The organism is Formosa algae, from assembly GCF_001439665.1.
Lineage (GTDB): Bacteria > Bacteroidota > Bacteroidia > Flavobacteriales > Flavobacteriaceae > Formosa > Formosa algae.
In genome coordinates, this window is the sequence record NZ_LMAK01000028.1 from 1 (window position 1) to 25366 (window position 25366).

15 protein-coding genes are annotated in these 25366 nt (G+C 32.8%); 6 read left to right on the top strand and 9 right to left on the bottom strand.

Annotation, left to right across the window (positions count from 1 at the left end):
- From AST99_RS09120 to AST99_RS09135, 4 genes are all read right to left on the bottom strand, one after another.
- Positions 1–2519: SusC/RagA family TonB-linked outer membrane protein (locus AST99_RS09120; RefSeq protein WP_057781532.1), on the bottom strand; the 2519-nt coding region annotated here is incomplete at its 3' end.
- A 450-nt stretch (positions 2520–2969) separates the two neighbouring features.
- Positions 2970–4115 carry an N-acetylglucosamine-6-phosphate deacetylase gene (locus tag AST99_RS09125; protein WP_057781533.1) on the bottom strand — a complete coding sequence of 382 codons (1146 nt, stop codon included), beginning with the start codon at positions 4113–4115 and terminating at the stop codon, positions 2970–2972.
- A gap of 10 nt (positions 4116–4125) precedes the next feature.
- Complete coding sequence (locus AST99_RS09130) at positions 4126–5604, bottom strand: sodium:solute symporter family protein (protein WP_057781534.1); 1479 nt, start codon at positions 5602–5604, stop codon at positions 4126–4128.
- A gap of 124 nt (positions 5605–5728) precedes the next feature.
- The gene (locus AST99_RS09135; protein WP_232301604.1) at positions 5729–6463 is read right to left on the bottom strand and encodes a LamG domain-containing protein; all 735 of its coding nucleotides are present in this window, start codon (positions 6461–6463) and stop codon (positions 5729–5731) included.
- A 153-nt stretch (positions 6464–6616) separates the two neighbouring features.
- Between AST99_RS09135 and AST99_RS09140 the strand changes: the two genes are divergently transcribed.
- The 3 genes from AST99_RS09140 (at position 6617) to AST99_RS09150 (ending at position 13251) form a co-directional block, all read left to right on the top strand.
- On the top strand, positions 6617–7429 hold the full coding sequence (locus AST99_RS09140; RefSeq protein WP_198151453.1) for a 6-phosphogluconolactonase: 813 nt from the start codon (positions 6617–6619) through the stop codon (positions 7427–7429).
- A gap of 51 nt (positions 7430–7480) precedes the next feature.
- Positions 7481–9037, top strand: a complete 1557-nt coding sequence (locus AST99_RS09145; protein WP_069727831.1) for a family 20 glycosylhydrolase — start codon at positions 7481–7483, stop codon at positions 9035–9037.
- A 155-nt stretch (positions 9038–9192) separates the two neighbouring features.
- Positions 9193–13251, top strand: coding sequence for an ATP-binding protein (locus AST99_RS09150; protein ID WP_057781536.1), 4059 nt, complete (start codon positions 9193–9195; stop codon positions 13249–13251).
- Between the two features lie 156 nt (positions 13252–13407).
- On the opposite strand, the gene AST99_RS09155 is transcribed toward AST99_RS09150, so the two are convergent.
- The 5 genes from AST99_RS09155 to AST99_RS09175 all read right to left on the bottom strand — a co-directional run bounded on the left by AST99_RS09155 (position 13408) and on the right by AST99_RS09175 (position 22318).
- Positions 13408–18285, bottom strand: coding sequence for a DNA repair ATPase (locus tag AST99_RS09155; RefSeq protein WP_057781537.1), 4878 nt, complete (start codon positions 18283–18285; stop codon positions 13408–13410).
- 90 nt (positions 18286–18375) lie between these two features.
- Positions 18376–20454, bottom strand: coding sequence for a flotillin family protein (locus AST99_RS09160; protein ID WP_057781538.1), 2079 nt, complete (start codon positions 20452–20454; stop codon positions 18376–18378).
- Positions 20455–20480: 26 nt separating this feature from the next.
- Complete coding sequence (locus tag AST99_RS09165) at positions 20481–21191, bottom strand: OB-fold-containig protein (RefSeq protein WP_057781539.1); 711 nt, start codon at positions 21189–21191, stop codon at positions 20481–20483.
- 2 nt (positions 21192–21193) lie between these two features.
- Positions 21194–21910 (bottom strand): PspA/IM30 family protein, encoded by a 717-nt coding sequence (locus tag AST99_RS09170; protein WP_057781540.1) that lies wholly within the window; start codon positions 21908–21910, stop codon positions 21194–21196.
- Positions 21911–21922: 12 nt separating this feature from the next.
- Positions 21923–22318 (bottom strand): type III secretion system chaperone family protein, encoded by a 396-nt coding sequence (locus AST99_RS09175; protein ID WP_057781541.1) that lies wholly within the window; start codon positions 22316–22318, stop codon positions 21923–21925.
- Positions 22319–22583: 265 nt separating this feature from the next.
- Between AST99_RS09175 and AST99_RS09180 the strand changes: the two genes are divergently transcribed.
- The 3 genes from AST99_RS09180 to AST99_RS09190 all read left to right on the top strand — a co-directional run.
- The gene (locus tag AST99_RS09180) at positions 22584–23342 is read left to right on the top strand and encodes a helix-turn-helix domain-containing protein (RefSeq protein ID WP_057781542.1); all 759 of its coding nucleotides are present in this window, start codon (positions 22584–22586) and stop codon (positions 23340–23342) included.
- A gap of 231 nt (positions 23343–23573) precedes the next feature.
- The gene (locus AST99_RS09185) at positions 23574–24860 is read left to right on the top strand and encodes a site-specific integrase (protein ID WP_244973256.1); all 1287 of its coding nucleotides are present in this window, start codon (positions 23574–23576) and stop codon (positions 24858–24860) included.
- The coding region (locus AST99_RS09190) for a hypothetical protein (RefSeq protein WP_057781543.1) at positions 24857–25366 on the top strand (510 nt) is incomplete at its 3' end. The genes AST99_RS09185 and AST99_RS09190, both read left to right, overlap by 4 nt.

Genomic DNA, 25366 nt, shown 5'->3' on the forward strand with positions numbered 1-25366 from the left:
CCATCGCCATTAAGATCTTCAAATAATGGATCTCCCGCCACAGCGGTTGGTTGGGTAGCAGAAGTTTCACCGTCTTTTAAAATCCCTAAGTATCTATATCCGTAAATGGTTCCTATTGGAAGTCCTTCTTTTAATACAGAATATGATCCGCTTACGTTACCATCTATTCTCGCTTCTTCTCCTGGTAAGAAATCGGTTCCTTCTATTAGTTCAAGATTAATAACTTCATTTTCGTTCTGAGAAAAATTAAGATTAGTGGTCCAATTAAATCCGCTATTAAAAGTCTTGTTATAGTTTAAACCAATCTCATATCCTCTATTTTCTACTTCACCTGCATTGGTAAGTATAGATTCTATTCCATTAGAAGGCGCAATGGTTTTGTCTAGTAATAAATTGGTAGTATTATTTTTATAATACCCTAATTCCATAGTTAAGGCGTTATTAAACAGTCCCATTTCTAATGCCAAATCAAACTTTTTAGTTTCTTCCCATTGTAAATCTTCATTTCCAACTCGAGAAGAAATGGTTCCTATTGCCAGAGTTGTTCCATCTGTAGTTACAGAAGCCGACGGAGAAAATGTACTTTGTCCCAGTCCAACTCCAAATCTATCGTTACCTGTTATTCCGATACTGGTTCTTAATTTTAATTGTGAAATTAAATCACTTTTAAAGAAGTCTTCATTATGAACATTCCACGCTAATGCTGCTGCTGGAAAATCTCCCCATTTATTACCATCTCCAAATTTTGAAGATCCATCTCTTCTATAGGTTAAAGTAAGCAGATATCTTTCATCAAAAATATAATTTACACGTGCTAAATACGAAGCCAGTTCACTCTCTGCGATATACGAAGATGGCGTTAAAATTGTAGCACCACTTTGCAGACTATAGTACCCTAAGGCATCTGTAGTAAAATCGCTAGAACCTGCAGAAAAATACTCTTCACTACTCCATTCGTGCGTATATCCTGCAACAGCATTAATACTGTGTTTTCCTATAGATTTATCATAACTTAATAAGTTTGAATATGTATAGTATTTATATAATAGATGACTTTGTCTTGCAGAACCTGGATCTAAAGATGAAGCCACTAAACTGGAATAGGATGGTAAAAACTGACTAATCTTTTGATTTACAATTCTGGCTCCTCCTTGAGTTTTAAACGTAAAATCATTAAAAATTTTAGCTTCTAAGAAAGCATTCGCTAATACAAAATAATTGGTGCCATTATTATCCATAATCTCTAACGTCTCTAATGGATCTGTAGGAGATGAATTACCAAAAATTAAGGCTTTGTCTTCTGTAGACAGTGCATCATAAACATCGTAAGTTGGATTTAGCGGACTGGTTTGAAATATACCTCTTAAAATATTGTCCTGTAAAGAACTTGCCGAGAATCCAAGAAAATCGCTCTCGGTTGCAGAAAGTGAGGTATTCACACCCACTTTTATTCTATCGTCTAATAAATCTTGATCTGCATTTAAACGAATATTATACCTATCAAAAGAGGTGTTTTTTACTACACCATCCCAAGAATAAACCCCTGCGCTGAAAAACATTTTAGTATCATCGTTACCACCTCTAACAGCAAGCTGATGCTCTGAAGTGTATCCTGTACGAAAAGCTTCGTCTAGCCAATTGGTTTGTAAACCAAGTTCATCAATACGCGCAATAGCTTCGTCTGTATATGAAGGCGCTATGCCATTTGAAATATCTATTTGGTTTTGAAGCGTAGCATAATCTGCAGAATCAATAAAATCATAAGCATCTATATTGGCATTTTGAATAGAGAAGCTTCCTGTATATGTTATAGAAGATTGTCCTTTTTTACCACGTTTGGTTGTAATGATAACAACACCATTGGCACCTCTTGTACCATAAATAGCAGTTGCCGAAGCATCTTTTAAAATACTTACACTCGAAATATCTGCCGGATTAATACTATTAGATAGTGATTCCATAGGAAAACCATCTACAACATATAACGGATTGTTGTTACTGTTAACAGAATTGTTACCTCTAATTCTCACTAACATATCTGCACCAGGTTCAGAACTTGTTGTAGATATTTGCACACCAGAAGCCCGACCTTGTATTAAGTTTTCTACACCTACCGAAGGGCCTTGGTTAAAATTTTTCTCATCAATTACAGCTACAGATCCTGTTAAATCTTCTTTTCTTACGCTACCGTAACCTATTATGACTGTTTCATCTAACTGACTAACTTCAGATTCTAAAACAACCCTTAAATTGGTTTCTGTATTAATTTTAACTTCTTTGGTACTATACCCTAAAAAAGAAAAAACAAGTACATTTCCTGGGGATGCAGTAGTTGAGAAATTACCATCAAAATCAGATACAACGCCTTTTGAAGTACCTTTAATTGTTATGGTTGCTCCAGGTAACGGAGCCCCATCTGTGTCTACTAATGTGCCTTTTATATTTTTCTCTTGGGCTTGAACAGGTATGACTACCCCAAATATAAGCACGCAAATAATTTTAAATAATGTTTTTTTCATACAAAAGAGTGTGGATAAATAGTTAATAAATCACACATTGTCTTCTTATCGAAATAATCAGTAATGTGTGTTTACAATATTATAGTATAAACACTATAAAGAGTGGTAATTATTCTGCAAAATACGACGACATATCAACAAGAAGCCCAATAAAACCAATAAAAACTCATGAATTTAAGATTTATCTTAAATTTTCATCAATCCTAGTTTTATTACTTATATACAGTACATAATTATTTAAAAAAAGTAAAATTTGAAATTAAAAAACAACAAATTCATGGAAGAGATTAAAGGAAAGAGCCCATTTTAAAGCAAGACTAAGCTTACTATTTTTTTTGATTCTAATGATGAACTTAAAATATGAATAGTAGAATCAATAATGAAGTAATACGCAACATCAAATTTAAGACATGACTAATTTACAATCCGTGATCAATTGTTTATCTTTAGCTAATTTTCAAAAACAAGCTCTCCAGCTTTTATGGTTTTTATAACCTTTAAATTATTATGTTCTTTTTTAAAGATTACAAAATCGGCTTGGTTTCCAACTTCTAAAGCGTTCGTTGCATTTCCATTAAAAAAGGCAGAAGGTTTTAAAGATGCCATATTCCATGCTTCTTGTAACGACAAGATTTGTTTTTTCACTAATTGATTTACGCCCCACATTACAGACTGTGCAGAACCCGCTAGTAAATTCGGATTGTTTTTAACATGTAGTTTTCCTTCAGAATTTAATTCAACCTCACCTCCGATATGTCCTGTATATAATCCGCTTGGTAAACCTGCGAAAGAAGTTGCATCACTTATTAAAATGGTTTGATTGGGTTTTGCTTTAATACAAATTTTTAAAAGCGAATCTGGAAGATGAAAACCATCAGCTATTACTGTAGACCATAATTCTTCGGATGCCAATTGCTCGTAAATATAATTAATATGGCGCGGCAACATCGCATGAGACGCATTACCCAAATGCGTAGACATTCGAGCGCCAGCTTCTATAGCCGCTTTAATTTGTTCTGGATTTGCAGCAGTATGCCCTATAGACACTACAACTCCAGATGCTACACAACGTTTTATAAAGATTGAAGACCCTGCCCATTCCGGAGCAAGTGTAATAATTTTAATTCGGCCTTTAGCAGCCTTTTGCCAGTATGAAAACAGTTCCCAATCGGGTGCCTGTATAAATTCTTTTCTGTGCGCTCCGCGAGGTCCTTCTTCTGCAGATAGAAACGGCCCCTCAAGATGTATACCGCCTATACACTTATCTATTTCAGGATAGGCATCGCAAGCCGCTGCTATTACAGCTAACAAATCATGTGTAGCATTTACAGCATTTGTAATGATAGTTGGAAAAAAAGTGGTTACTCCATTTCTAAATAAAACTTGAGCTAAGGTCTTAACATCTGTCATTTTTAATCCCAGCTGATTGAGATCAATACCTTGAAATCCGTTTAATTGAATATCTACCAGCCCCGGAGCAATAAAAAAATTGGAATCTATTCTTTCATCGCATACAGAAATATCATATATTTTATCACCTTTAACCTCTAGCTTAATGGGCAAATTTGTTCTATAATCTAATGCCTTAAAAATCATGCTTTTTTTTTTAAAACGACTTACGACCTTTTAAGTTTAAATACAATTCCTCTAACTCTGTAGTAACATTTTTTTTATTGAATACTCCTAGAATAATATATAGACATAAGGATGCAAATATAGGACCACCCATTTCTAAAGCTAATGAATCTTGATCTATAATTTTTAATGCTATAAAAACAATTAATCCCCCAATTATTGAGCCCATAGCAGCAACACTGCCACATTTTTTAAACGCAGGAAGCAATCCTAATATTACAGGAATTGATATAGGACCAAGCAATGCAGCAAACCAAGTAACTATAAGTCCAAAAATGCCTCCAAATTTACTTGCATTAAGAGCAACTACTATAGTAACTAAAGTAAAACAGAACGTGGTGATTCTTGCTAATTTAAGCTCTTTTTCCCTAGGAAGATTTCTAAATTTTGATGTCAGATTAGGTAAAATATCTCTACATATTACTGATGACACTGTATTAGAATCTGAAGCCGTCATCGACAAAGTATTTGCAAACATGGACGCTAACACCAAGCCTAGCAAACCTGTTGGCAAATATTTTTTTGCCATTAACCCGTAAGACAAAGTAGGATCTGATAAATTTTCTAGAAACAAAGGCGCAGCAAACATTGGATATAACAAAATTAACGGCCAAATAAGATATAAAACAGAAGATAGTATCCCTGCTTTTTTTGCCACAGAAGCAGATGATGATGATATAAATCGCGTTGCCAGATTCCATGTTCCACCGCTGTAACTAAAAAAATTAATTAACAGCATAGCAAAAGCAAAGCTAATAGTGTAGGGATCGTTAAATAACTTAGAATGCCCTTCTGGTAGTTTGTCCCACATGGTTAACACGCTCTCTAAACCGTCATTGGTATTCATAATAATGATAACAAACATGGTTAAGCCCGCAATAACTTGTACTATAAATTGAGAAAAATCGTTCCAAACATCTGCCCACAAGCCTCCTATTGTAATATAAACTAGAGAAACAAAACCGACTAGTAAAATACCAAAAGTGATCGATACACCACTAAATACATTTAACAATACTGCAATAGCTGCTAATTTACCACCAGTATCAAACACCTTAATAAGTGTACCAATCCATGCAATTATTTGTTGTGTTTTAAGATTATAACGTATAAGTAAATACTCTGTTGGCGATTGTATATTTGCAAATTGTCTTAATCTAGCCCATCGCGGTGCAATAAAAAAAGCCGCTAATAATGTAGCTATAGATACTGTAAAAGCCCACCAAACATACAATGTAAATCCATGTGTATAAGCTATTCCGGCGTAAGCCACAAAAACTGCTCCGCTATAACCAGAAACGTGATGCGAGATCCCAGACAACCACCAAGGTAATTTCCCTCCGGCGGTATAAAAATCTGCTGAGTTTTTAACTTTAGAATACGCCCATAACCCAATAGATAAAAGCATTAAAAAATATACTGAGAGTACAATCCAATCTAAAAACTGCATATAAATTTTAGGTATTAATTAAACAACTTAACTATTGATTTATTCTTGCCTGAAACAAAAATTAAGGCCGAAAGACACATTACATATCTTCCAACCTTAAAAACAAACCAACTTTTTATATTTTTCAATAAGGCGCATATTCTACATCGTCAAACAATCCATAATTATCTTGTTTAGGAATATGATCGCCCATAAATTCTAAGTTTTCTACGCTACAAAAAATATAGAAACTCGTGTCTTCACCATAATTAAGATTTAAACGGCTCATTTCTATGCCATCAATATACCATACAGCAACATACATATCGTTTTCTAACTTCAGCTCTAACGCTAACGTATACCAAGCATTTCGTTTTACAGTTTTTATAATAGACTGAAACGGATTGGCTTGAGACGTCATATAAACTACCAAATCTTGTTCTTTTGCCTGAACGCCTTGTCTTACATGAGCACTGCCATAACCAATTTCAAAATCTAGTTCATGGGCATCGTCATGGTATATAAAGGCGCCTATACTTGCCTTATCTCCTACGCCCATCTCAGGAACAAAAACACGCCACGAATACATGCCTTGCTTATATATTTTTTCTTGTGTTTTAACTTTAGGTCTATCCCAGGTATTAGCTCTTGTAAACATATGTAGTACACCATCTGTAATACTGTAATTAGTATCCTGATTTACATTCTGAGAACCATCCTCCCAACCTTCTAACGTATTAAAGTTCCAAGTCATCTTTTCGCTATGTTCTGTTGAAGCGACTTCAGTTTGTTCCTGAGCAGAACAACATTGTATACACAGCGTTAGACTTAAAAAAACTAAATATTGTCTTAGTTTATAGGTATTAAGACCTCTCTTCATTTAACATTTTTTAGATTTTTAATAAAGTAATGAAGAAAGCTAAACTCACACCCGTAACGTTTTCGTCAAATTACCGTTACATATTAGTATTACACTCGTAATCTGTAAAATATAGGTTCTTAAATATATTTTTTTTCATAAAAACATCTATTTTTGAGAGACACTACCCCAACACACACCTATCTCACTTCTAGAAATAACCATTCATTATATATGCTGAAGCCATCTCAAAATATTAATATTTTATCCGACAAGTTTAAAACTGGAGAAGTTGCCGGAAAAGCCATTGAAGATTGTATCGTAAAGTTGCAAAATACCCAACCGTTTGTTCGAATTATTTTCGCAGCAGCCCCGTCTCAAGACACCATGCTTGATTATTTAACAGCTTCAACACTTATTGATTGGAATAGAATAAAAGCTTTCAACATGGATGAATATATTGGACTCGCACCCGGTTCGGAACAGTTGTTTTCATCTTACTTAGAACGAAACCTTTTCAGTAAAGTAAATATCCCACACAAGCGTCTTATAAATCCAAGTGATACTATTTCAGACGAACTGCTTAGCTACTCCAAAATAATACAAGAAGCACCCATAGATATTGTTTGTTTAGGTATTGGCGAAAATGGACATATTGCTTTTAACGATCCTCCCGTGGCAAATTTTAAGGATACTGAAAGCGTTAAAGTCGTTACATTAGACCACGCATGTCGCACACAACAAGTAAACGATAAGTGTTTTAACACTATAGAGCAGGTGCCAAAAAGAGCAATAACCCTAACAATACCCATACTTATAAATGCAAACCATTTATTCTGTGTGGTATTAGGTAAAAACAAAAGCGAAGCCGTAAAACAAACGCTATTAGGACCTATAACAACAGCTTGTCCAGCTTCCATACTTAAAGAACACCCCAATTGCTCGTTCTATTTTGACGCAGATGCTTACAGCAAAATAAATCATTAACAATGTCTTACAATAGCTAACATATTAGAAATTAAAACCCTTTTTAACCCGATGAAACTCAAACATATTTTAAGCTGTTTACTTGTAATAAGTATCTTTTTTGGACATTCTAACTTACAAGCTCAAACAGAACAACTCCCTAATAATGAGTTTAGTATTAAAGGGTTTCATTTGGATTTGCGCATACAAGTTATGACGCCTAAAGCCCTGAATGAATTCGCAGAAACACTTTCAGATTTTGGTATAAATACTTTAATCATGGAATGGGAAGGAACATTCCCTTTTAAAAAACATGCTACAATTTCTAATGCGTATTCTTATACAGAAGAAGAAGTCTCAAATTTTATTTCTCATTGTAACGCTTTAGGCATTCAAGTTATTCCGTTACAACAAACTTTAGGTCATGTAGAGTATATTTTACGACATAGCAGATATAGTAATTTAAAAGAAGACAATAAGGATATTTCTCAGCTCTGTCCAATGGAAGTAGCCGATAACAAAGCCCTTTTTACAGAATTATTTACAGAGTTGGCGAACATGCACCACTCAGACTACATACATATTGGCGGTGACGAAACCTATTTGTTAGGACATTGCGATAAATGTATGGCAAAAGTTGAAGCTGAGGGTAAATCTAAACTCTTTGTAGACCACATGAAGATGATTACAGAAATTGTAATAGGATTAGGCAAGAAACCAGTCATGTGGGCCGATATTATTTTAAAACATCCTGAAGCGGCTTCAGAATTACCAAAAGAGACCATTTTTATAGATTGGAATTATGGTTGGAACATTAATCATTTTGGAGATATTCCCAATTTACAAAATCAGGGATTCACATTTTGGGGATCGCCATCTATACGGTCTCACCCAGACAACTGGTATGTTACAGATTGGACTACCCATTTTAAAAATCAAAAGGAGTTCATTCCCTATGCTCGTGAATCAAATTACAAAGGTATTGTTATGACCTCTTGGTCTACCACAGGTTTATATGGTTTTACTTGGGATGTGGGTTACGATGTTATAGACATGGTACAAATAAGAAACACTTACCCTTTATCTGGTTTTAGGATTTTAATTGCAAGTTATGCCGAAGCTCTTAAAACAAACACGCCTATACACCCAGAAACCTTTGTTATAAATTACGGAAAGAGCCGGTTTGGATTAAACACAAACGACTCTAAAAAACTATGGCAATTTTTATCTGCTAAACCAGAACTTGTAAGTAACGAAAAACCCGAAAGCGATGCTGCTGTTTTAAAAATGAAGTCAGATTATGCAGCTATAAGAACATTATTATTTCAAATAAAACCAGCTACACATCAAGACGAATTCAATCATTTTAAATTAATGGCAGATTTAAGAATGCAGTATTTGAGTTTTAAAGCAGTTGAAGCCAAATATAACTCTGAAAACTTCACCACTTCTCAAACACCCGTTTTATTAAAAAAATTAGATCAAATTTTAAAAGACGCCAAACAACTAGACCAAAGATTTATCGCCTTAAACAAAGGGTTTCTTTACGACTCAGAATTAAAAGAACAAAACAAAATAAGAGTTCAAGCGGTAAACGTTTTACATAATAGATTATCTAAATTAAAATAAAAGTTATGCTCTAATATCTCATCAGAAAATGTTAATTTTCTGATGAGATATATAGAACTTGGTGTATGCTACGTTTATATAAAAGTTAATTATGTTTGTATATTACAGAAATATTCTAAATTTTTTTAATTATTATAAATGCCTCCCTCATTAAAATGAAACTAAAAATTCTTTTGATTATAGTCTTGAATCTGTGCTTTCATAATCTATTCGGTCAAAACGAAATTTCTTTTCTACATATCACTCCTAAAACAGAAAATGGATATCGCACCATTAAAAACACACTACAAGATGCTTTAGGATACGTTTGGATGTCTCAGTCTAACGGACTTATGAAATATGATGGGTACGACTATACATTTCATTCTATAGATGCTATTTTCAACAAAACAGACATAGACGATGAAATTGAAACTATAAATCTAGACGCCAATAACAACGTGTTGGTCCTTTCTAAAAAAGGATTATTAGCAAAAAGAGAACAAAACGGTACATACACCCAACTTAACAACCACTTATTAAAATCTAAAGACGAGCTCTTAATTAATAAGATTTTTGTAGAAAAATCAAAAATCTGGGTTATCGATTTTTCAAATGTTATTTACAATTTAAACCCTGTAACTTTAAAAATTGAACACACCCAACTCGGACCTCAATCTGAACTCCAAGGCAGCGAGATTGTAGATTTAACAATCCTTCCAGAGGCAGACGCCATTTTTATAACTACAAATAAAGGCCGTTTATTTAAATGCCACGCGAACACGCTTACAGAAATTAAAGGCGATTATAACAACCATCCCGGGATTATGTATTTAACGCTTTCTAATTCTAATGATTTATGGATAGGAACTAAATATATGGGCTTATTCAAATACAATATTGCTAATCAGAATATTACACAGTATTCGTACTATAAAGATGGTGTAGACATTCTTGAAAAAGACATGATTTTAACGCTATTTAAAGATAGCGATGGAATTATTTGGGCAGGATCGGATGGAGAAGGGTTATATAGAATACACCCAGAGACAGAACATATTACGCTGTACAGGCATACTTCTTTAAATAAATCGTCTTTAAGTGCCAATTCCATCATTCATATTAACGAAGATTCCGATAAAAACTTATGGGTTATTTCTAATTACGGAGACATAAATATATTAGTAAATAGTAACAATGCCATATTTCATCACAACGGTCTAAAAGGTAATATATCTGCACGAGTATTGTCATTATTAAAAGATTCAAATAACAACATTTGGATCGGAACAGACGGTAAAGGATTAACAAAAAAGAACCTCAGCACAGGAGTAGAGGAACAATTTCTCACCATAAATAATTCTTTAGAAGGCTTCTATATTCAAACTATTTCAGAAGACAATAATAGTAATATTTGGATTGGAACTTACAAAAACGGATTGTGGTTTTACGATTCAAAAACAGCACAAATTTCAAAAATATCCTTATCGAACACCTACGGAAAAATACCAACAGACGTTTTAACCACCTTTAAAGACAGTAAAGGGCGTATATGGGTAGCATCAGATGTGTGTTTATACATTTTCAATTCACAAAAAGAGAAAATAGCCACATTTAAGTTTGGTGAAAATAACTTAAACGGAGAATTAATTAGATGTATTGTTGAAGATGCTCACGATAAAATTTGGTTAGGTGTAGACAACGGAGGCCTTTTTATGTTTAACGAAAATACCGAATTAGAACATTCTACATTTGAGAATGTAAACTACGGAAACATCAAAAAATACAATTCTATTGTTTCCATGGCTTATGATGGTGACCAAAAAATATGGTTGGTAGACTTAGAAGGTCAAATTTATAATATTAATGTAAACGACAAATCTTTCAAGAAATTTAATGATTTTAAAACTTTAGATGGAACCGATTTTCACACTGTTTTAATAGAAGACAAAGACAATCTTTGGTTAGGCTCTAACAATGGATTATGGAATATAAATGTTACTAACGACTGCAGCGAAAGATATACAAAAGCAGATGGTTTTTTTAGCGACTATTATACTCAAAGAAGTGCTTTTAAGGACAAATCTGGAATGCTATATTTCGGAGGCCTTAATGGTGTAGACGGCTTTTATCCAGAACAAATTTCTAAAACAGAAATTCATTCACAGTTAATTATAAACGCCATAGAAATACTTAATAAACCGGCATCTATAATAATCCCCGAACAAATAAAAGATGGCGTAGAAAAAACAACAACTTTAAAGTTAAAAGACAATCAATCGTCCTTTCTTTTTAAATTTTCTGCCATCGGCAATATTCTAAATAGCAATTACCTATACGCTTACAGATTAAAAGGATTTAATGACGAGTGGAAAACCACTAAAAACACGCGTATTGCCAGCTACACAAATATACCTTATGGCGCATATACCTTTGAGGTTAAAGCTGCGACAGCAAAAGGAAACTGGGATATTCCTACAAAATATATAGCGATAACTATTGCTCCTCCATTATGGATGCATCCGCTGGCTTTTGTAGTGTACGCCTTACTTTTGGCCTTGATATTTTATGGGATATATAAATGGTATTATTTAAAGAAAAACTTAATCCTTCAGAAGGTTAAAAATGAAGAAGAAGCCAATAGTTATTACGAAAAAATGAACTTTTTTTCTAAAATGTCTCACGAAATACAAACACCGCTTACCTTAATTATGGGTCCAGCGGAAGAGATCATTAAAAAAACTAAACATGAAAACGATCCCATTTTAAACCAACGCTTAAAGGTTATTTACAACAATGCTAAGCGCTTGTCTAGAATAACCAATACACTAACAACCATAAGAAACAAAGAGATTGGCCAACTGAAATTAAAAGTGTCTAAAAAAGATATCATAAAAAAATTAAACAAAATTTCAGATTCGTTTAGAGAAGAAGCTCGATTTAAAAAAATAGATCTGGAATTAAACCATTTTGAAAATGAATACTTACTCTATTTTGACAGTGAACTTGTAGAACATATTATTTACAATTTACTATCAAACGCTTTTAAATACACGCCAGTTAATGGACGTATTTGCATTAAAACAAAGCTAGACACTACAAATCAAAAACTGAACATCTCTATTATAGATTCTGGATATGGTATCTCTAAAAAAGAATACAACGATATTTTTAAACTATTTTACAGATCAAGTCACACCTTATTTAGCAAAGGTATGGGCATTGGCTTAGCTTTTGTAAAAGAATTAGTCACACTCCATAAAGGAGAAATACATGTAAAATCTAAATTAAATAAAGGCACAACGTTTACAGTGTCACTGCCACTAAAAGATGATGCTTACACTAAAACAGAGCGCTTTGATGCGGTTAAAAACGAATCTATTAAGCCACATATAGATTTATCGACCTTAAACGAAACGGACTATAAAAATAACGAGAATAAAGAAACCATTCTTATTGTTGAAGACAATTTTGAAATGCTTCATTTCTTGCTAGAAGTCTTTAATGAACATTATAATGTGTACGGAGCATATAATGGAGAAGAAGGCTTAAAAATGATAAAAGATTTCTTACCAGATATTATTATTTCAGACATCTCTATGCCAAATATGGACGGTTTAGAAATGTGTAAGATTTTACAAAAAGACCGAGAAGTATCTCATATTCCATTAATATTTTTAACAGCTAAAAACCCAACAGGATATAAGCTTAAAGGCTTAAAATACGGTGCTATTGAGTTTATGAGAAAACCTTTTGATATAAACGAATTACAACTAAAAGTCCGCAATATTTTAGCTCAAAACCAAAGAATATATACCAAAGCGAATTTAAAACATTTAAGTGCTCCTGAAGTGACTATTGAAAAATCTAAAGACGATGAATTTTTAGAAAAATTAATAGCCCTTTTAAACACCAATTTAGACAACCCCGAATTTAAATTAGAAAGTCTTTCTGAAGCTATGAATATGAGCTATTCTAACATTTACAGAAAGTGCCAAAAGTTAACTGGAAAAACAATTGTAGACCTACTCAGACTCTTACGATTAAAACGTGCAGCAGTACTTATAATTAAAAACAACCTTAATATTTCTGAAGCTTGTTTTGCCGTTGGGTTTAACGATCCTAGATATTTTTCAAAATGTTTTAAAGCACAATTTAAACACACACCATCTCAGTTTAAAAAACTGGCTAAAGAGTACGATGAAGATACCTTTTTAGAAAAATTTGATTTATAACCGCCATCCTTTTTATTTCAGTAATTATTGAACTTAGTACAAGTTAGATTACGCAAATAATCTCGTTTCAATCAAGACGGAGAAAACAAAAAAAACGTAAAACTGAAACATAGCCTTACGTTTTGATAATATTTATAAATAACTTTGTAATGCTTCCTATTTTTGAAATCCACTTTGTAATGCTTTCCTTATACCTTCAAGGTTTTCAGAAAATTGCATCATTTGAGAAAGCAATTGAGCCATTTCATTTTTATCTCCAAATCCTTTTAGCTTATTGTTTTTTTGGAAGGTGTCTTTTATAGTATTCCATCTTATTGTGTCCTCTTGAGATAACAGACCAACGAGCTCTTTATATTTCAATAAATTAGCCTCGGCTGAAGATGTCAACGTTTGAGATTCACTTTCGTAATGAGAAAGTACCAATGTTTTCAATTCTTTATCATTCATCACAGGAACCACCTTAGCAACCAATTTATTCATATCCCTATAAGATCCCTGCAATTTAAATGAAGGCTCTGTTCTATATTCATCTTCCATAGCTGCACTTTTTATATAGGTTTCATTCACCTTAAGCACGGAATCTCTAATTTGGATTACTTTTTCTAAAACAGACACATATTCTTGAATCTCTTGATTTGTATGATTCCCTGTTAGCTGCACTTCTTTATTATCATTTTCAATACGATCAAGTAAGCCATAAACATCTTCAAAATTCTTAGAGCTTAATTGATGCAAGATCGGATTAGCCGTTAATGAGTTTTCTATTAAACTTAACCTAAACAAATGCGCGGTATCTCCAATAATATCTCCTAAATTGTAGATATCTGCTCTATTCGCTAACATGTCTGGAATCCTAAATTTATCGCCACTTTCGGTATATGGATTTCCTGCCATAACCACACAAAACTTCTTTCCACGAAGATCGTAAGTTCTGGATTTCCCATTATACACACCTTCAATTTTTCGAGTTCCATCAGACAAAGAAATAAACTTTTGCAAAAACTCAGGATTACAATGCTGAATATCATCCAAATACAACATCACATTATTCCCCATTTCAAAAGCTAAATTCAATTTTTTCAACTCTTCTCGAGCTGCAGAATTTGTTGCAGAAGCAGGATCTACAGATGTTACATCGTGACCAATAGCTGGCCCGTTAATCTTCATAAAAATTAAACCCAGTCTATTCGCTATATATTCCATCAGGGTGGTTTTACCATATCCTGGAGGCGAAATAAGCAATAACAATCCCATTCTGTCTGTTCGTTTTTGATCGCCAACTGTTCCCAATTGTTTTGCCATATTATCTCCAAACAGCGGAAAATAGACCTGATCTATCAATTTATTTCTTACAAAAGAACTTAAAATACTTGGTTTAAACTCGTCCAATTTTAAATCGTCTTTTAACTGAACAGTCACCTCATGTTTTGCTTTTCTAAAAGCATTAAACGCAGGTACTTTTATATTGAAATAGCTACTATGAACCGCTATAAAATCATGATAATTAAACGGATATTCACCTTTTACAATAGTGGAATGTTCACCTAACAAGCCTTGAATATTTTCTGAAGGCGAGGTGAATTTTGTATTTAAAACAGCTTCATCTTCAAATAAGATTAAACACACCACTTCGTTAACATATTTAAGTTTTAGATAAATATCTTCAGCGTTTTCACTCGATAAGAAGGCTTTAATCCACTGACGAATTAAGCCCACTTTTGCCTCATTAGACTCTAATGTATCTAAACTTTTTTTGAATTTAAGATCGGCTTTTTGCGCTTTCAGCTTTTCTAAAAAGGCGTCTTTAATTTGAATGGCAATACCACTTTTTTGAAAAACGTCGTCATTTTGAAGCTCTTCAAAAAGGTAGTGTGCGGCATCATTTGCGAAAGTAGCATCGTAAATTCCCGAAGTTTCACCAAATTTTAAAATCGACGTTTGAAGCTTGTGTAATATAAAATCGTATTCCTTCGTATTTGGAAAATACTGAATAACCTCTCCTGCGGCTTTTATAGCCTCGTTAAGATATTGTTGCTCTTCTTGACTTGTAAAATGCCAAAAATATTGAGCACAAGATCTGGTTTCGGGATGAAATCTTAATAGATCTAACGTTTTATATTTCTGAATAAGTGTAGTTAATATTTTGGTAGCATCCAAATCATGAACACCCTTAACGTAGCCTTCAGAATAATCTTTACCACTTTCATTCTGAACCCATTTTAATAGGTCTTCTGGTGTTTTATCTATTATAGACTCCTTATCTTTTTGAAATATTTTATAAGCCAAATAAGCACCTCTATAAATAATTTTGTTTTCAGAAATATAATCCTGATCCCAAAACTCCTGAGAACTTAAAAGTGTTTCATTTTCAATATGTTCATAAAAATCTGTTCCTGTAAGATGGTATTTTAAATGCCCATCGGCATATACGATAGTAAGATCGAGCTCTTGATTATTAACCCCAAATTTATGCTTCCCTAAACGGATAACATTATCACCATCTTCATAAAGTTCTTTTTTGTCTTTTAGCTTTCTTAAAGCGTCCTCACGAGCCGATTTTAATAACGACAAGATCTCTTCAGACTTCCCACTATCGTCCATTTCCTGAAGTTGCTTAGCAAGATCTCTAGCCTTATTAACCAAAATATCTGAAGCGAAATAGCCATTTATATCTGCTATTTCAGTAAACGACTCCATCTTTTTTCTAACGCCTTTTAAAATACGCTCTGCAGATTTTTGAAACACCATGGCACGTTTATTTCGTCTTTCAATAAGACTATTTTTACGTGCTTGAAAAGCATTTTGAACCTCTTCTCTTTTTTCTAAAATAAGACTAATAAACTCCTCGAAATCTGAAAACTTACCCTCAAGTTCCTCCAACTGAATGGAAATTCTTGTCTGAAAATCGTCACATTTTTCTGGAACATCGGCTATATCCAAGTAATTAATTATACTTTGATCTATAAGTTTTAATTGCGCAGCAAACTCGGCCTGAGCTTCTTCACTCCCAAGAGACTTACGCTTCTTTCTAATCCCAGCTTTTAACTGATTTATAGTAGCAAAAATTAGTGAGATATTATTTATAATTCCTGTAGAATGCGAAGTATCTTCTATTTCTAAATTCGAAACAATATCTATAAGTAGTTCAAGGTCTTTTGAAATATCGTTTACTTTTTCTTCTAATATTTTAGCCTCAACAACTTTCTTTACTTTATCTAATCCCTTTTCGTTCTCCTTGACAGCTTCCTCATAAGGTTTTAAAGCTTTATCGTCTAATAAAAAAGTGGCGCAGCGCTCGGATATGGTTGAGGTTTGCTCTGCGATTTGTTCTTCTAAAGCATCAATAAAGGTTTCATCAACATAGCGGATGTCTTTGAGACTTATGGCCTCGCCACGAAGCCCCCGTAATTGGGTTAAATAACTCACAAAATCATTAATACTTCTAAAACTCGTACTTTTAATTTTGTTGAATATCTGCTCGGCTTTGTCTTTAATTTCTGCTGTTTTCTGGCCTGCATTTTTCTTTAACTGCAATACCTTCTGAAACTCGTCTATAGCCGCATTTGCTGCCTGATTTATTTCATTTAAAGGTTCGTTTAACTGCTGGGTTTCTGCTTCTTTTAACCAATAATAAGAATCTAATATATCTTTAGATCGTTTGGCTAAATCTGCATACAAACCATCATAATTATCTTCTTTATTTAAAAGATTAATAAGACCATTTACCTCGGCCATTGCTTTAACAATATCCTTATTCCCAATTTTATAAAGCAAACTATCATTATGCGCAGAAGGCATGAAATCGGTCTTTAAATAAGGGGTTTGCCAAATCTGGATCACGTGATGTCGCGTCTGTTCATTTTCATTTCTAAAATAGCACAACTCACCATTTTCTAGAATAGTAAACCCATTACAAATAATTGGAGTTTGTATTTTTTGCGTGATCACGTTATAGCTCATTAAATTATAAAGCCCGTGTTTGGATGAGTAGAATACGTAAAGAAAATCTTCGCCATTAGGAGATGCAACTTTCTCCTGAAACTTAACATCTGAAATACTATTATCAAAAATGTAATATTCTCCCGTTTGCAAATAATAACCTGTAGGAAAAATAATGCCGTGATCATCCGGAAGTAAAACACAAGCATCTTTAATACTATCTATTTTCTGAACTTCCTTAAGCTTATGATTGTAAACAAAAAACCTAGAACTTTCCTGAAACGGTTTAATATCTAAAACAATAAGGTTGCCTAGATTAGCAAATCTATATTGTCCATCGTCTAAAGTTTGGTCGCGGTACTCTACATCTTCCGAATACACACCCTGCCCATCATCTGTATTATCTTCTATTTTAATAGTTAAATCACCACCAATAGTTTCTACAAAAACACGATCTAAAATAGAAACATGAGCATGCACTCCACGACGGTGCATATCTCTAGAGACTTCTTGCCAGTTAAATTCATGTTGTTTTGGCAACTTATATTCATGATCACTACGGTTATCTACATATTGTAGTGTATTATCTTTAATTAACCATTTAAACGCTTTAATATCGGTAACACTATCGCTTAACTGAAAAACCATGTATAAGTAATTTCCAATAATGGCAAACTTTGAAAAGATAGTGTTGCGGTAATATTTATATAGATTTTCGAAATCCGATTTAAAAACATCATCTTCAAGAAGCTCTAAAGTGATAGGCTCGAATGTGTTTTCTTTGAATGTATAAACACTCATAACGTCTTTTAACGTAATGTCTGTTCTTAACCCAAAATGAACGTTATAACCAAAAACACAAGTATTACCAAGAGAAACGATGTCTCTAGCGATGCAATTATTTTCTGTATTAATACGGTCGTTAGCAATAAGTTTGGTTTCTAAAGAACCAAAAACATCCTTTCTACCTTCATTAAGTTTCTTAAGTCGTTGCTGTAATTCAGTTTTTTGTTTTTGAAGTCGGTTTTGTATCACCTCATAGGTGCCAACATCAAGTTTTTGAGCATGCGTTTCCTGTGTAGGTTTCTTAGTCATGATATGCTTTCCTGAATTTTAAAATTATAATGTCTAGTTAGTCGATTAATCTATAAAAGTTAGCCCGCTACAAGAGCAGGCTTCTTTTTTTTATTTGCTCAACTTTGAAATAGTACTTCCTGAAATCCCTAAGCCTTTAGCCATATTTAATAGATTTCCAAGCATAGTATGCTCGTCTTTATCTTTAGATTTTAACTTTAAATCTGCAATTAGACTCGCAATACTAACATTCTTAATATCTTCTGTAGAAATACCATATTTAGTAGCAAAATTGCTCACTTTTTCTAAAAGGTTACCTTCTACATCGTCGCCACCTAAAATCGCAGATTTCACTTCTTGGATGTTACTAGAACTTTGCACCAATCTATCGAAACCTTTACCTCTTGTAATTTGTCCAATAATTTGATCGAAGAACATAGTTTCTCCACCAACAATATCAATTTTCGCAGCTTTTAACGCATCTCCAATAACTTGTGCTTGCGCATCGGCTATTTCTTTCTGAATATTAATATTTGCAAGCTCTATTTGAAGTTCATTGTTAAGACGTAATTTAAACTCTTCGTGGTCTTTACCAACACCATCAAGTTTCTTCATTGCAGCTGCTTTTTCTTCTATTCCTGAAGCATCAGCAAATGCTTTTTCTTTGATAACGTCTGCCTCTGCAATACCATCTTTACGTTTCGCATCTGCTTTAGCTTCAATTCCTGCTGCTTCAGCTTTAGCTTTTTTCTCAATAATATTAGCTTCAACTAATCCTTGACGCTCATGAGCATCTGCCTTCGCATGCATAACTTGTGCTTCAGACATTCCGACAGTCGCTTCTTCTTTAGCTTGAGCTTCTGCTAATATTTTACGAGCTTCTGCTTGTTTCTGACTTGCTTCTTTATGCGCTAAGGCTTCAATATTAATTTCTTCAGCCTTCTGTTTAGCAGCTTGCTTTTGCGCCTCAGCAGCTTTCGTAGTTTTAATTAAATCTTCTTCAGCAAATGCTTCTGCATTTGTAATCTTAACCTGCTTATCTCTATCTGCGGTTTTAAAAGCTTGAATATCTTTCATATTTTCTTGCTCTTCAACCACACCTTTTTCAAGCATAACACGATCGCGAATAACATCTTGAATGTTCTTCTTCTCAACCTCTACAACTTTCTCTTTTTCTATTTGTGCTAAAGTAACCACACGCTCGCGCTCTGTAGCTTCTAACAGCCTGTCTTTTTCTACTCTTTCAGACTCTACAGCATCTGTACGTTCTTTATTTTTAAGCGCTACTATAACTTGACGTTGCATATTTTCTTCAGCAACTTTTACTTTTTCTTCGGTTATAATTCTTGCACTTTCAGACTTTAAGCGCTCTTCTTCATTCACCTTTAAGATCTCTGCCTCTTCGCGAGCTTTAATGTTTGAAATTTCACGTTTTTGTTGTTCTTCCTTTTCAGCCAATTGCTTATCTAACTCTAGAATGGCTTCTCTAGCTTCAACATCTTGCTTGCGAATTGTTTTTTCTTCGTCACGCTTAATCAGGTTCGCCTTCATATTTTGAACCGCGGTAAGCTCTGTAATTTTCTTTATACCTTCGGCATCTAAAATGTTATCTGCCTTTAATTCTTTTACAGAAGTTTGCTCTAAAAAGTCAATTGCACAATCTTCTAAGGTATATCCATTTAAATCGGTACCGATAATATTTACAATTTCATCACGAAATTCTCTTCTAGCTTCATATAGTTCAATAAAATCGAACTTTTTTCCAACGGTTTTTAACGCTTCGGAGAATTTAGCTTCAAAAAGATCTTCTAATGTGGCTATTTTAGAAGCGCGATCTACTCCAATAGTTTGAGCCACTTTTTTAATATACTCTACATCGTTATTCACGCGAACAAAGAAGGCTACTTTTATATCTGCTCGCATATTGTCTTTACAAATAAGACCTTCGTGAGCAAGTCTTTCAATCTGAATTTTCTTTACAGAAATATCCATAATTTCGGTCTTATGAAAAACCGGAACTGTATACAAACCTTTATCGGTAGCCACTTTTGTGCCACCAAAACCAGTTCGGATAAGTGCCTGACCTTGTGGTATTTTTTTATAGAACATCGCGATTATCGCGAAGTAAACGATGATTAGGAAGAGTAAAATACCTATTCCAATGCCAATAATTGGTAAAATTGATTCCATTTTAGTTTGATTAGTGTTAAGATTTATTATTCGTTATAAGACTGTACTAAGTAATAATTATGATCTGCCGATCTTTTTATAATGAGTATACTAGCGCCGTACGGTAAAGGTTCTCCGGTTAGTGATTTTACATAGATGGACATGCTGTCTCCATTAACTTTAACCTCTGCATTCCCCATTTTTTCTTCAGAAATAGAAGACAGTAATGTAGCTTTTCTTCCTAAATAATCTATTGGTGCATCGCCATCTTTATTTAAGTTTTTAAAGAAGCTTTTAAATGGATTTGTTAGCACTTTAGTCACAATTAAAGCAGGAAAAAATGCAATAATCATTATGGCGAATCCTAAAAAATGATCGTATGTATAAGTTAAAGCGGTAGTAATTGCAGTTATAAACCACCAGACAAAAATCCAGAACGTAAACGTAAACATGAAGGGTAGACCAACAAAATTAAAGTAGATTAAAAAAATCTGCCACCATTTTAAAGGTTTCCGTCTTTTATCAACAATGTCTTCTTGATTAATTTCGGTATTCGAAATATCTTCAAAATCCATATTTCCACCTTCAATACCAGAATCTACATCTGCATCAATATCAACGTCAATATCAAAATCAAAATCAGGTTCGAAATCTAGGCCACCAATCATGGTAACTATCCAATATAAGATTAGGATAATTAACAATATACTGAGTACAATATTGACTTCAGAAAAAAGTATGTTAGTTAGTTCTGTCAAGATTAGTTGTCTTTAGAGGTTTTCATTCCCAATTGTTCCTTTAGTTTTTCAAGGTCGTTATCTGCTTTGGCTTTAGAAGTATCTACTGCGTTATCAATCTCCTCATCTACAGATTTTGAAGCTCCTGCAATATCTCCATAAGCTTCAGCTAGAGCTTCTTCTTGAGCCACTTTTTCTTTCATACGTTCAAGCATAGAAACGGTTCCTGTACTATCCAGTTCTGCCATTTGCTTGTTTAAGTTTTTAGTAGCGTTACTTACTTTAACTCGGGCTTTTAAGGTTTTTAGTTCATTTTCCCAATTGCTAATATTCGATTTAATACTTTGAATATTCTTTTGAAGCTGATCTACGTTATTATCAAATTTAACAGATTCTTCCTTAGCTCTTAAAAGCTGTTTTTCTGCACCTTCTTTTTGAACTAAGGCCAGTTTTGCTAAGCGATCTGCTTCTGCAACTTCTAGCTCTTCTGCTTGTCCCTTTTTCAAAATAATAATAGCTTTATTTTGATATTCATCTACTTTATTTTGAAACTCCTCTTGATCGTTTTTAGCACGTATTGCCAATGCTTTTACCTGAGCTAAAGCTTCTAAACTTTTCTCAAGATCAGATTTCATATCCCTTATACCTTGCTCGGTCATTTTTATGGGATCTTCCATTTTATCAATCGCAGAATTTGTTTCTGCCTCTCCTATTTTAAATAATCTTCTAAAGATGTTCATAATGTTTGTATTTTAATATTTTGAAAATTCAATGATTTTATCTGAGTATTCACTCATTAACAGACTTAAAGAATTTAAAGAACCTTCCAGCTCATTTAAATCCATATTTTGCACTTGTAAAGTATCTCTAAAAATGACTTTGTCACCAGAATCGTCTAACACAAAAGCCCCATGAACAATGTCTCTGTTCTTTTGTAAAAGACTTTTAAATATTTTCTCTGACTGATTATTTATCTTAAAAATAAACTGCTCCATAATTAAAATAGGTGGAGCAACTCCTATAATAAGATTTCGAATTCCAGAATTTTCTTTTTGAATAACCAACAAACCATCTTCAGGATTTTCTCTGGTTATATTAAAGTTTAATTCAAGTAAAAAATCTCTCGTAATTTGGAAATGATTTTTCATAATTAGGTTTTACAGTTAGTACTTTTTTTCCCAAGTTAATAATACAAAAAAGTATTAAGACCTTGTCAAATAATCTTACAAGACACTATATAAAGCGCTTTAAAAGTGTTCATAAAATTTAGGGCTACATGTATAAAAGCAAGAGTACACCTCGCTTTTAAATCAATTTAAACTAAAAATATTAGCAATGTATTTTATTTTTCGCTAATATTGTTAGACTAATTTAAGGAAATAAATTGAATTTGCAAATAAAATTAGCATTAAAATGTCTTTATTCGGAAAAAATATAAAAAAAATAAGAAGTGTAAAATCTCTGAGCCAACAAGCTTTTGCCGACATATTCGACTTAAAGCGAGGAACTTTAGGCGCTTACGAAGAAGGCAGAAGCGAGCCCAAGATAGAAACTATTATAAAAATTGCTAATTATTTTAGCATCTCTATAGATGATATTTTAACCAAAGAACTTACTGTAAATCAATTATTCAAATTTCATGCTGAATTGGAAGGCAATCCTGACATGATAATAAAAAAGAAATTTACAGAAATTCCTTGCATCACTTTTGAAGATCATAATAATTACATCAATCTTGCTTCTAACGCAAATTTTATAAACGACTTAACGCCTATTGCCTTACCCATAAAAAGCGACAACAAGTTGCGAGCGTTTGTTGTTAACAATTTAGAAATGACGTCTGAAAACAATGGCTTATTTCCAAAAGACATTGTTATTGGAGAATGGACGCCAAAAAGTGATTTTGAAAAAATTACCCAACCTGAAATATTTTTAATTCTAACTAAAGACGAATTACTGTTAAAAAGAATATTTCCAAGCAATAATGCATTTATCTTAAAAGCAGACCATGCAGGAATAGAAGAAAGCCTCTTGCCCTTCACTGAAATTGTTGAACTCTGGCAAATAAAATACGTGTTTCACAATAGGGTTCCCGATATAAAAGACAGCCAAGTTTTAAATAAACTAGCTTATTTGGAACATGAGTTTAAGAAATTAAAGTCGTCGCTTTAAAGCTTACTCTGTATGTAGTTTATAAAACAAAAAGGGTTTCAATCTCTTGAAACCCTCATTAACACTAGTGGAGAAGATGGCTCTCGAACCTAGTATTTCATAAAACTTCATATACCACCATAACCCTTATATAATAAGACTTTTACTATATTTGTATTTTATAGCGCATCATAAAAAACCACTTGAATTCAGTAAAATTGGGTGTAAAATTGGGTGTAAAATTTATTTTATATGATTCAAATAAAACGAAATTTAATCTTTTCGCTTGAAAGGAGAAAAAAAGATGGAGTATTAATAATTGAAAATACACCTATCAGATTACGAATAAATTTTGAAGGTTCTCGATTAGATATACAATCGGGTTATCGCATAGATAATTCTAAATGGAATCAGGATAAAGAGCAAGTAAAGAATGGGGCATTTAACAAGCTTGGACAAAGTTCAGCATCAATTAATTCTCGCCTATTAGAGTTAAAAGTTACAATACAAGACCTATTTCATGAATTCGAAAGTCAAGACAAAATCCCAACAAAAGAACAAATTAGACAAGCGGTTAATGAAATAAAAAACAAGGGAAAAGTTAATATCAAAAAATCTGATGGAAACTCTTTTTTTAAAGTATTTGACCAGTTTGTAAATGAAAGTAGTAGACTAAACAATTGGAGCACATCTACTAAAAATAAATTCGCTGTTATAAAAAATCATCTCACCAATTTCAATCCAAATTCAAAATTTGAAGATTTTAACGAAGAAGGACTTTCAAATTACCTTAATTATCTGAGAGAAGAAAAGAAGATGAGAAACACTACCGTAAAGAAACAGTTAAGTTTCTTAAAATGGTTTCTAAGATGGGGTTTAGAAAAAAAATATCATAACAACGATGATTTTCAAAGTTTCAGACCAAAGATTAAAGATTCAAAAAAAACCGTAATCTTTCTAACTGAAGAAGAAAAATCTAAAATAGTAAATTACAAAATACCTGAATCAAAAACATACCTAGAAAGAGTACGTGATGTTTTACTATTCTGTTGCTATACTGGTCTAAGACACTCCGACGTTTACAATTTAAAAAGAAGCGACATAAAAGATGATTATTTTCAAATTACAACAGTAAAAACTTCTGACAATTTGATTATTGAATTCAACAAGCATAGTAGAGCAATTATTGATAAATATGCTGACATACCATACAAACAGAATAAAGCACTTCCAGTAATCTCTAACCAAAAAATGAATGACTATTTAAAAGAGTTAGGATTATTAGCAAAAATAAACGCACCAGTAACACATACATATTACATAGGAAACATTAGAAAAGATGAAACATTACCTAAACACGAATTACTGGGAACTCACGTTGGTCGTAGGACTTTTATATGTTCCGCCTTATCGATTGGAATTCCCGTGCAAGTAGTAATGAAATGGACTGGTCATAGTGACTACAAAGCAATGAAACCATATATCGATGTTGCGGATAAAACAAAAAGAACAGCAATGGATAAATTTAATGAGTTATGAAAAACAAGGAAGAAGAAAATGAAACTGTAAATGTAAATAACACAGATGGTAGTATTGTCTTATTAGCCAAACTCTATTCAGATATCAACAAATATTGGGCATCAGAAGTAAATTCGAATGGTTCTAATTTTGATTTTGACTCACAAGATATTTATCGTCATTTACTTGAAAATGTTATGTTTATTTCTGAAATAATAGAAAAGATAAATCCAGAAACTGAGAAAGAAGAAAGAATCGTTTTATTAGAACACCTTCACAAATCAATAATTCCAAACATTACAATATATAAAAAACATATAGAACTTTTTAAAAAATTACCTAGAAAAAAATTAGAATTAAATGAGTTTAGGAAAAGAAAATATCCTGAAAGTACTAAAAATGACAAAGAATTAGAATCTCTCTTATATAAAATTAAAGAGATTCAAAATAGAGAAAAGTATTTTTCTTCAGACTTATATAATAACATCGGTTTTTTAGCCCATAATTTGCATGAAGAACTTTATTTA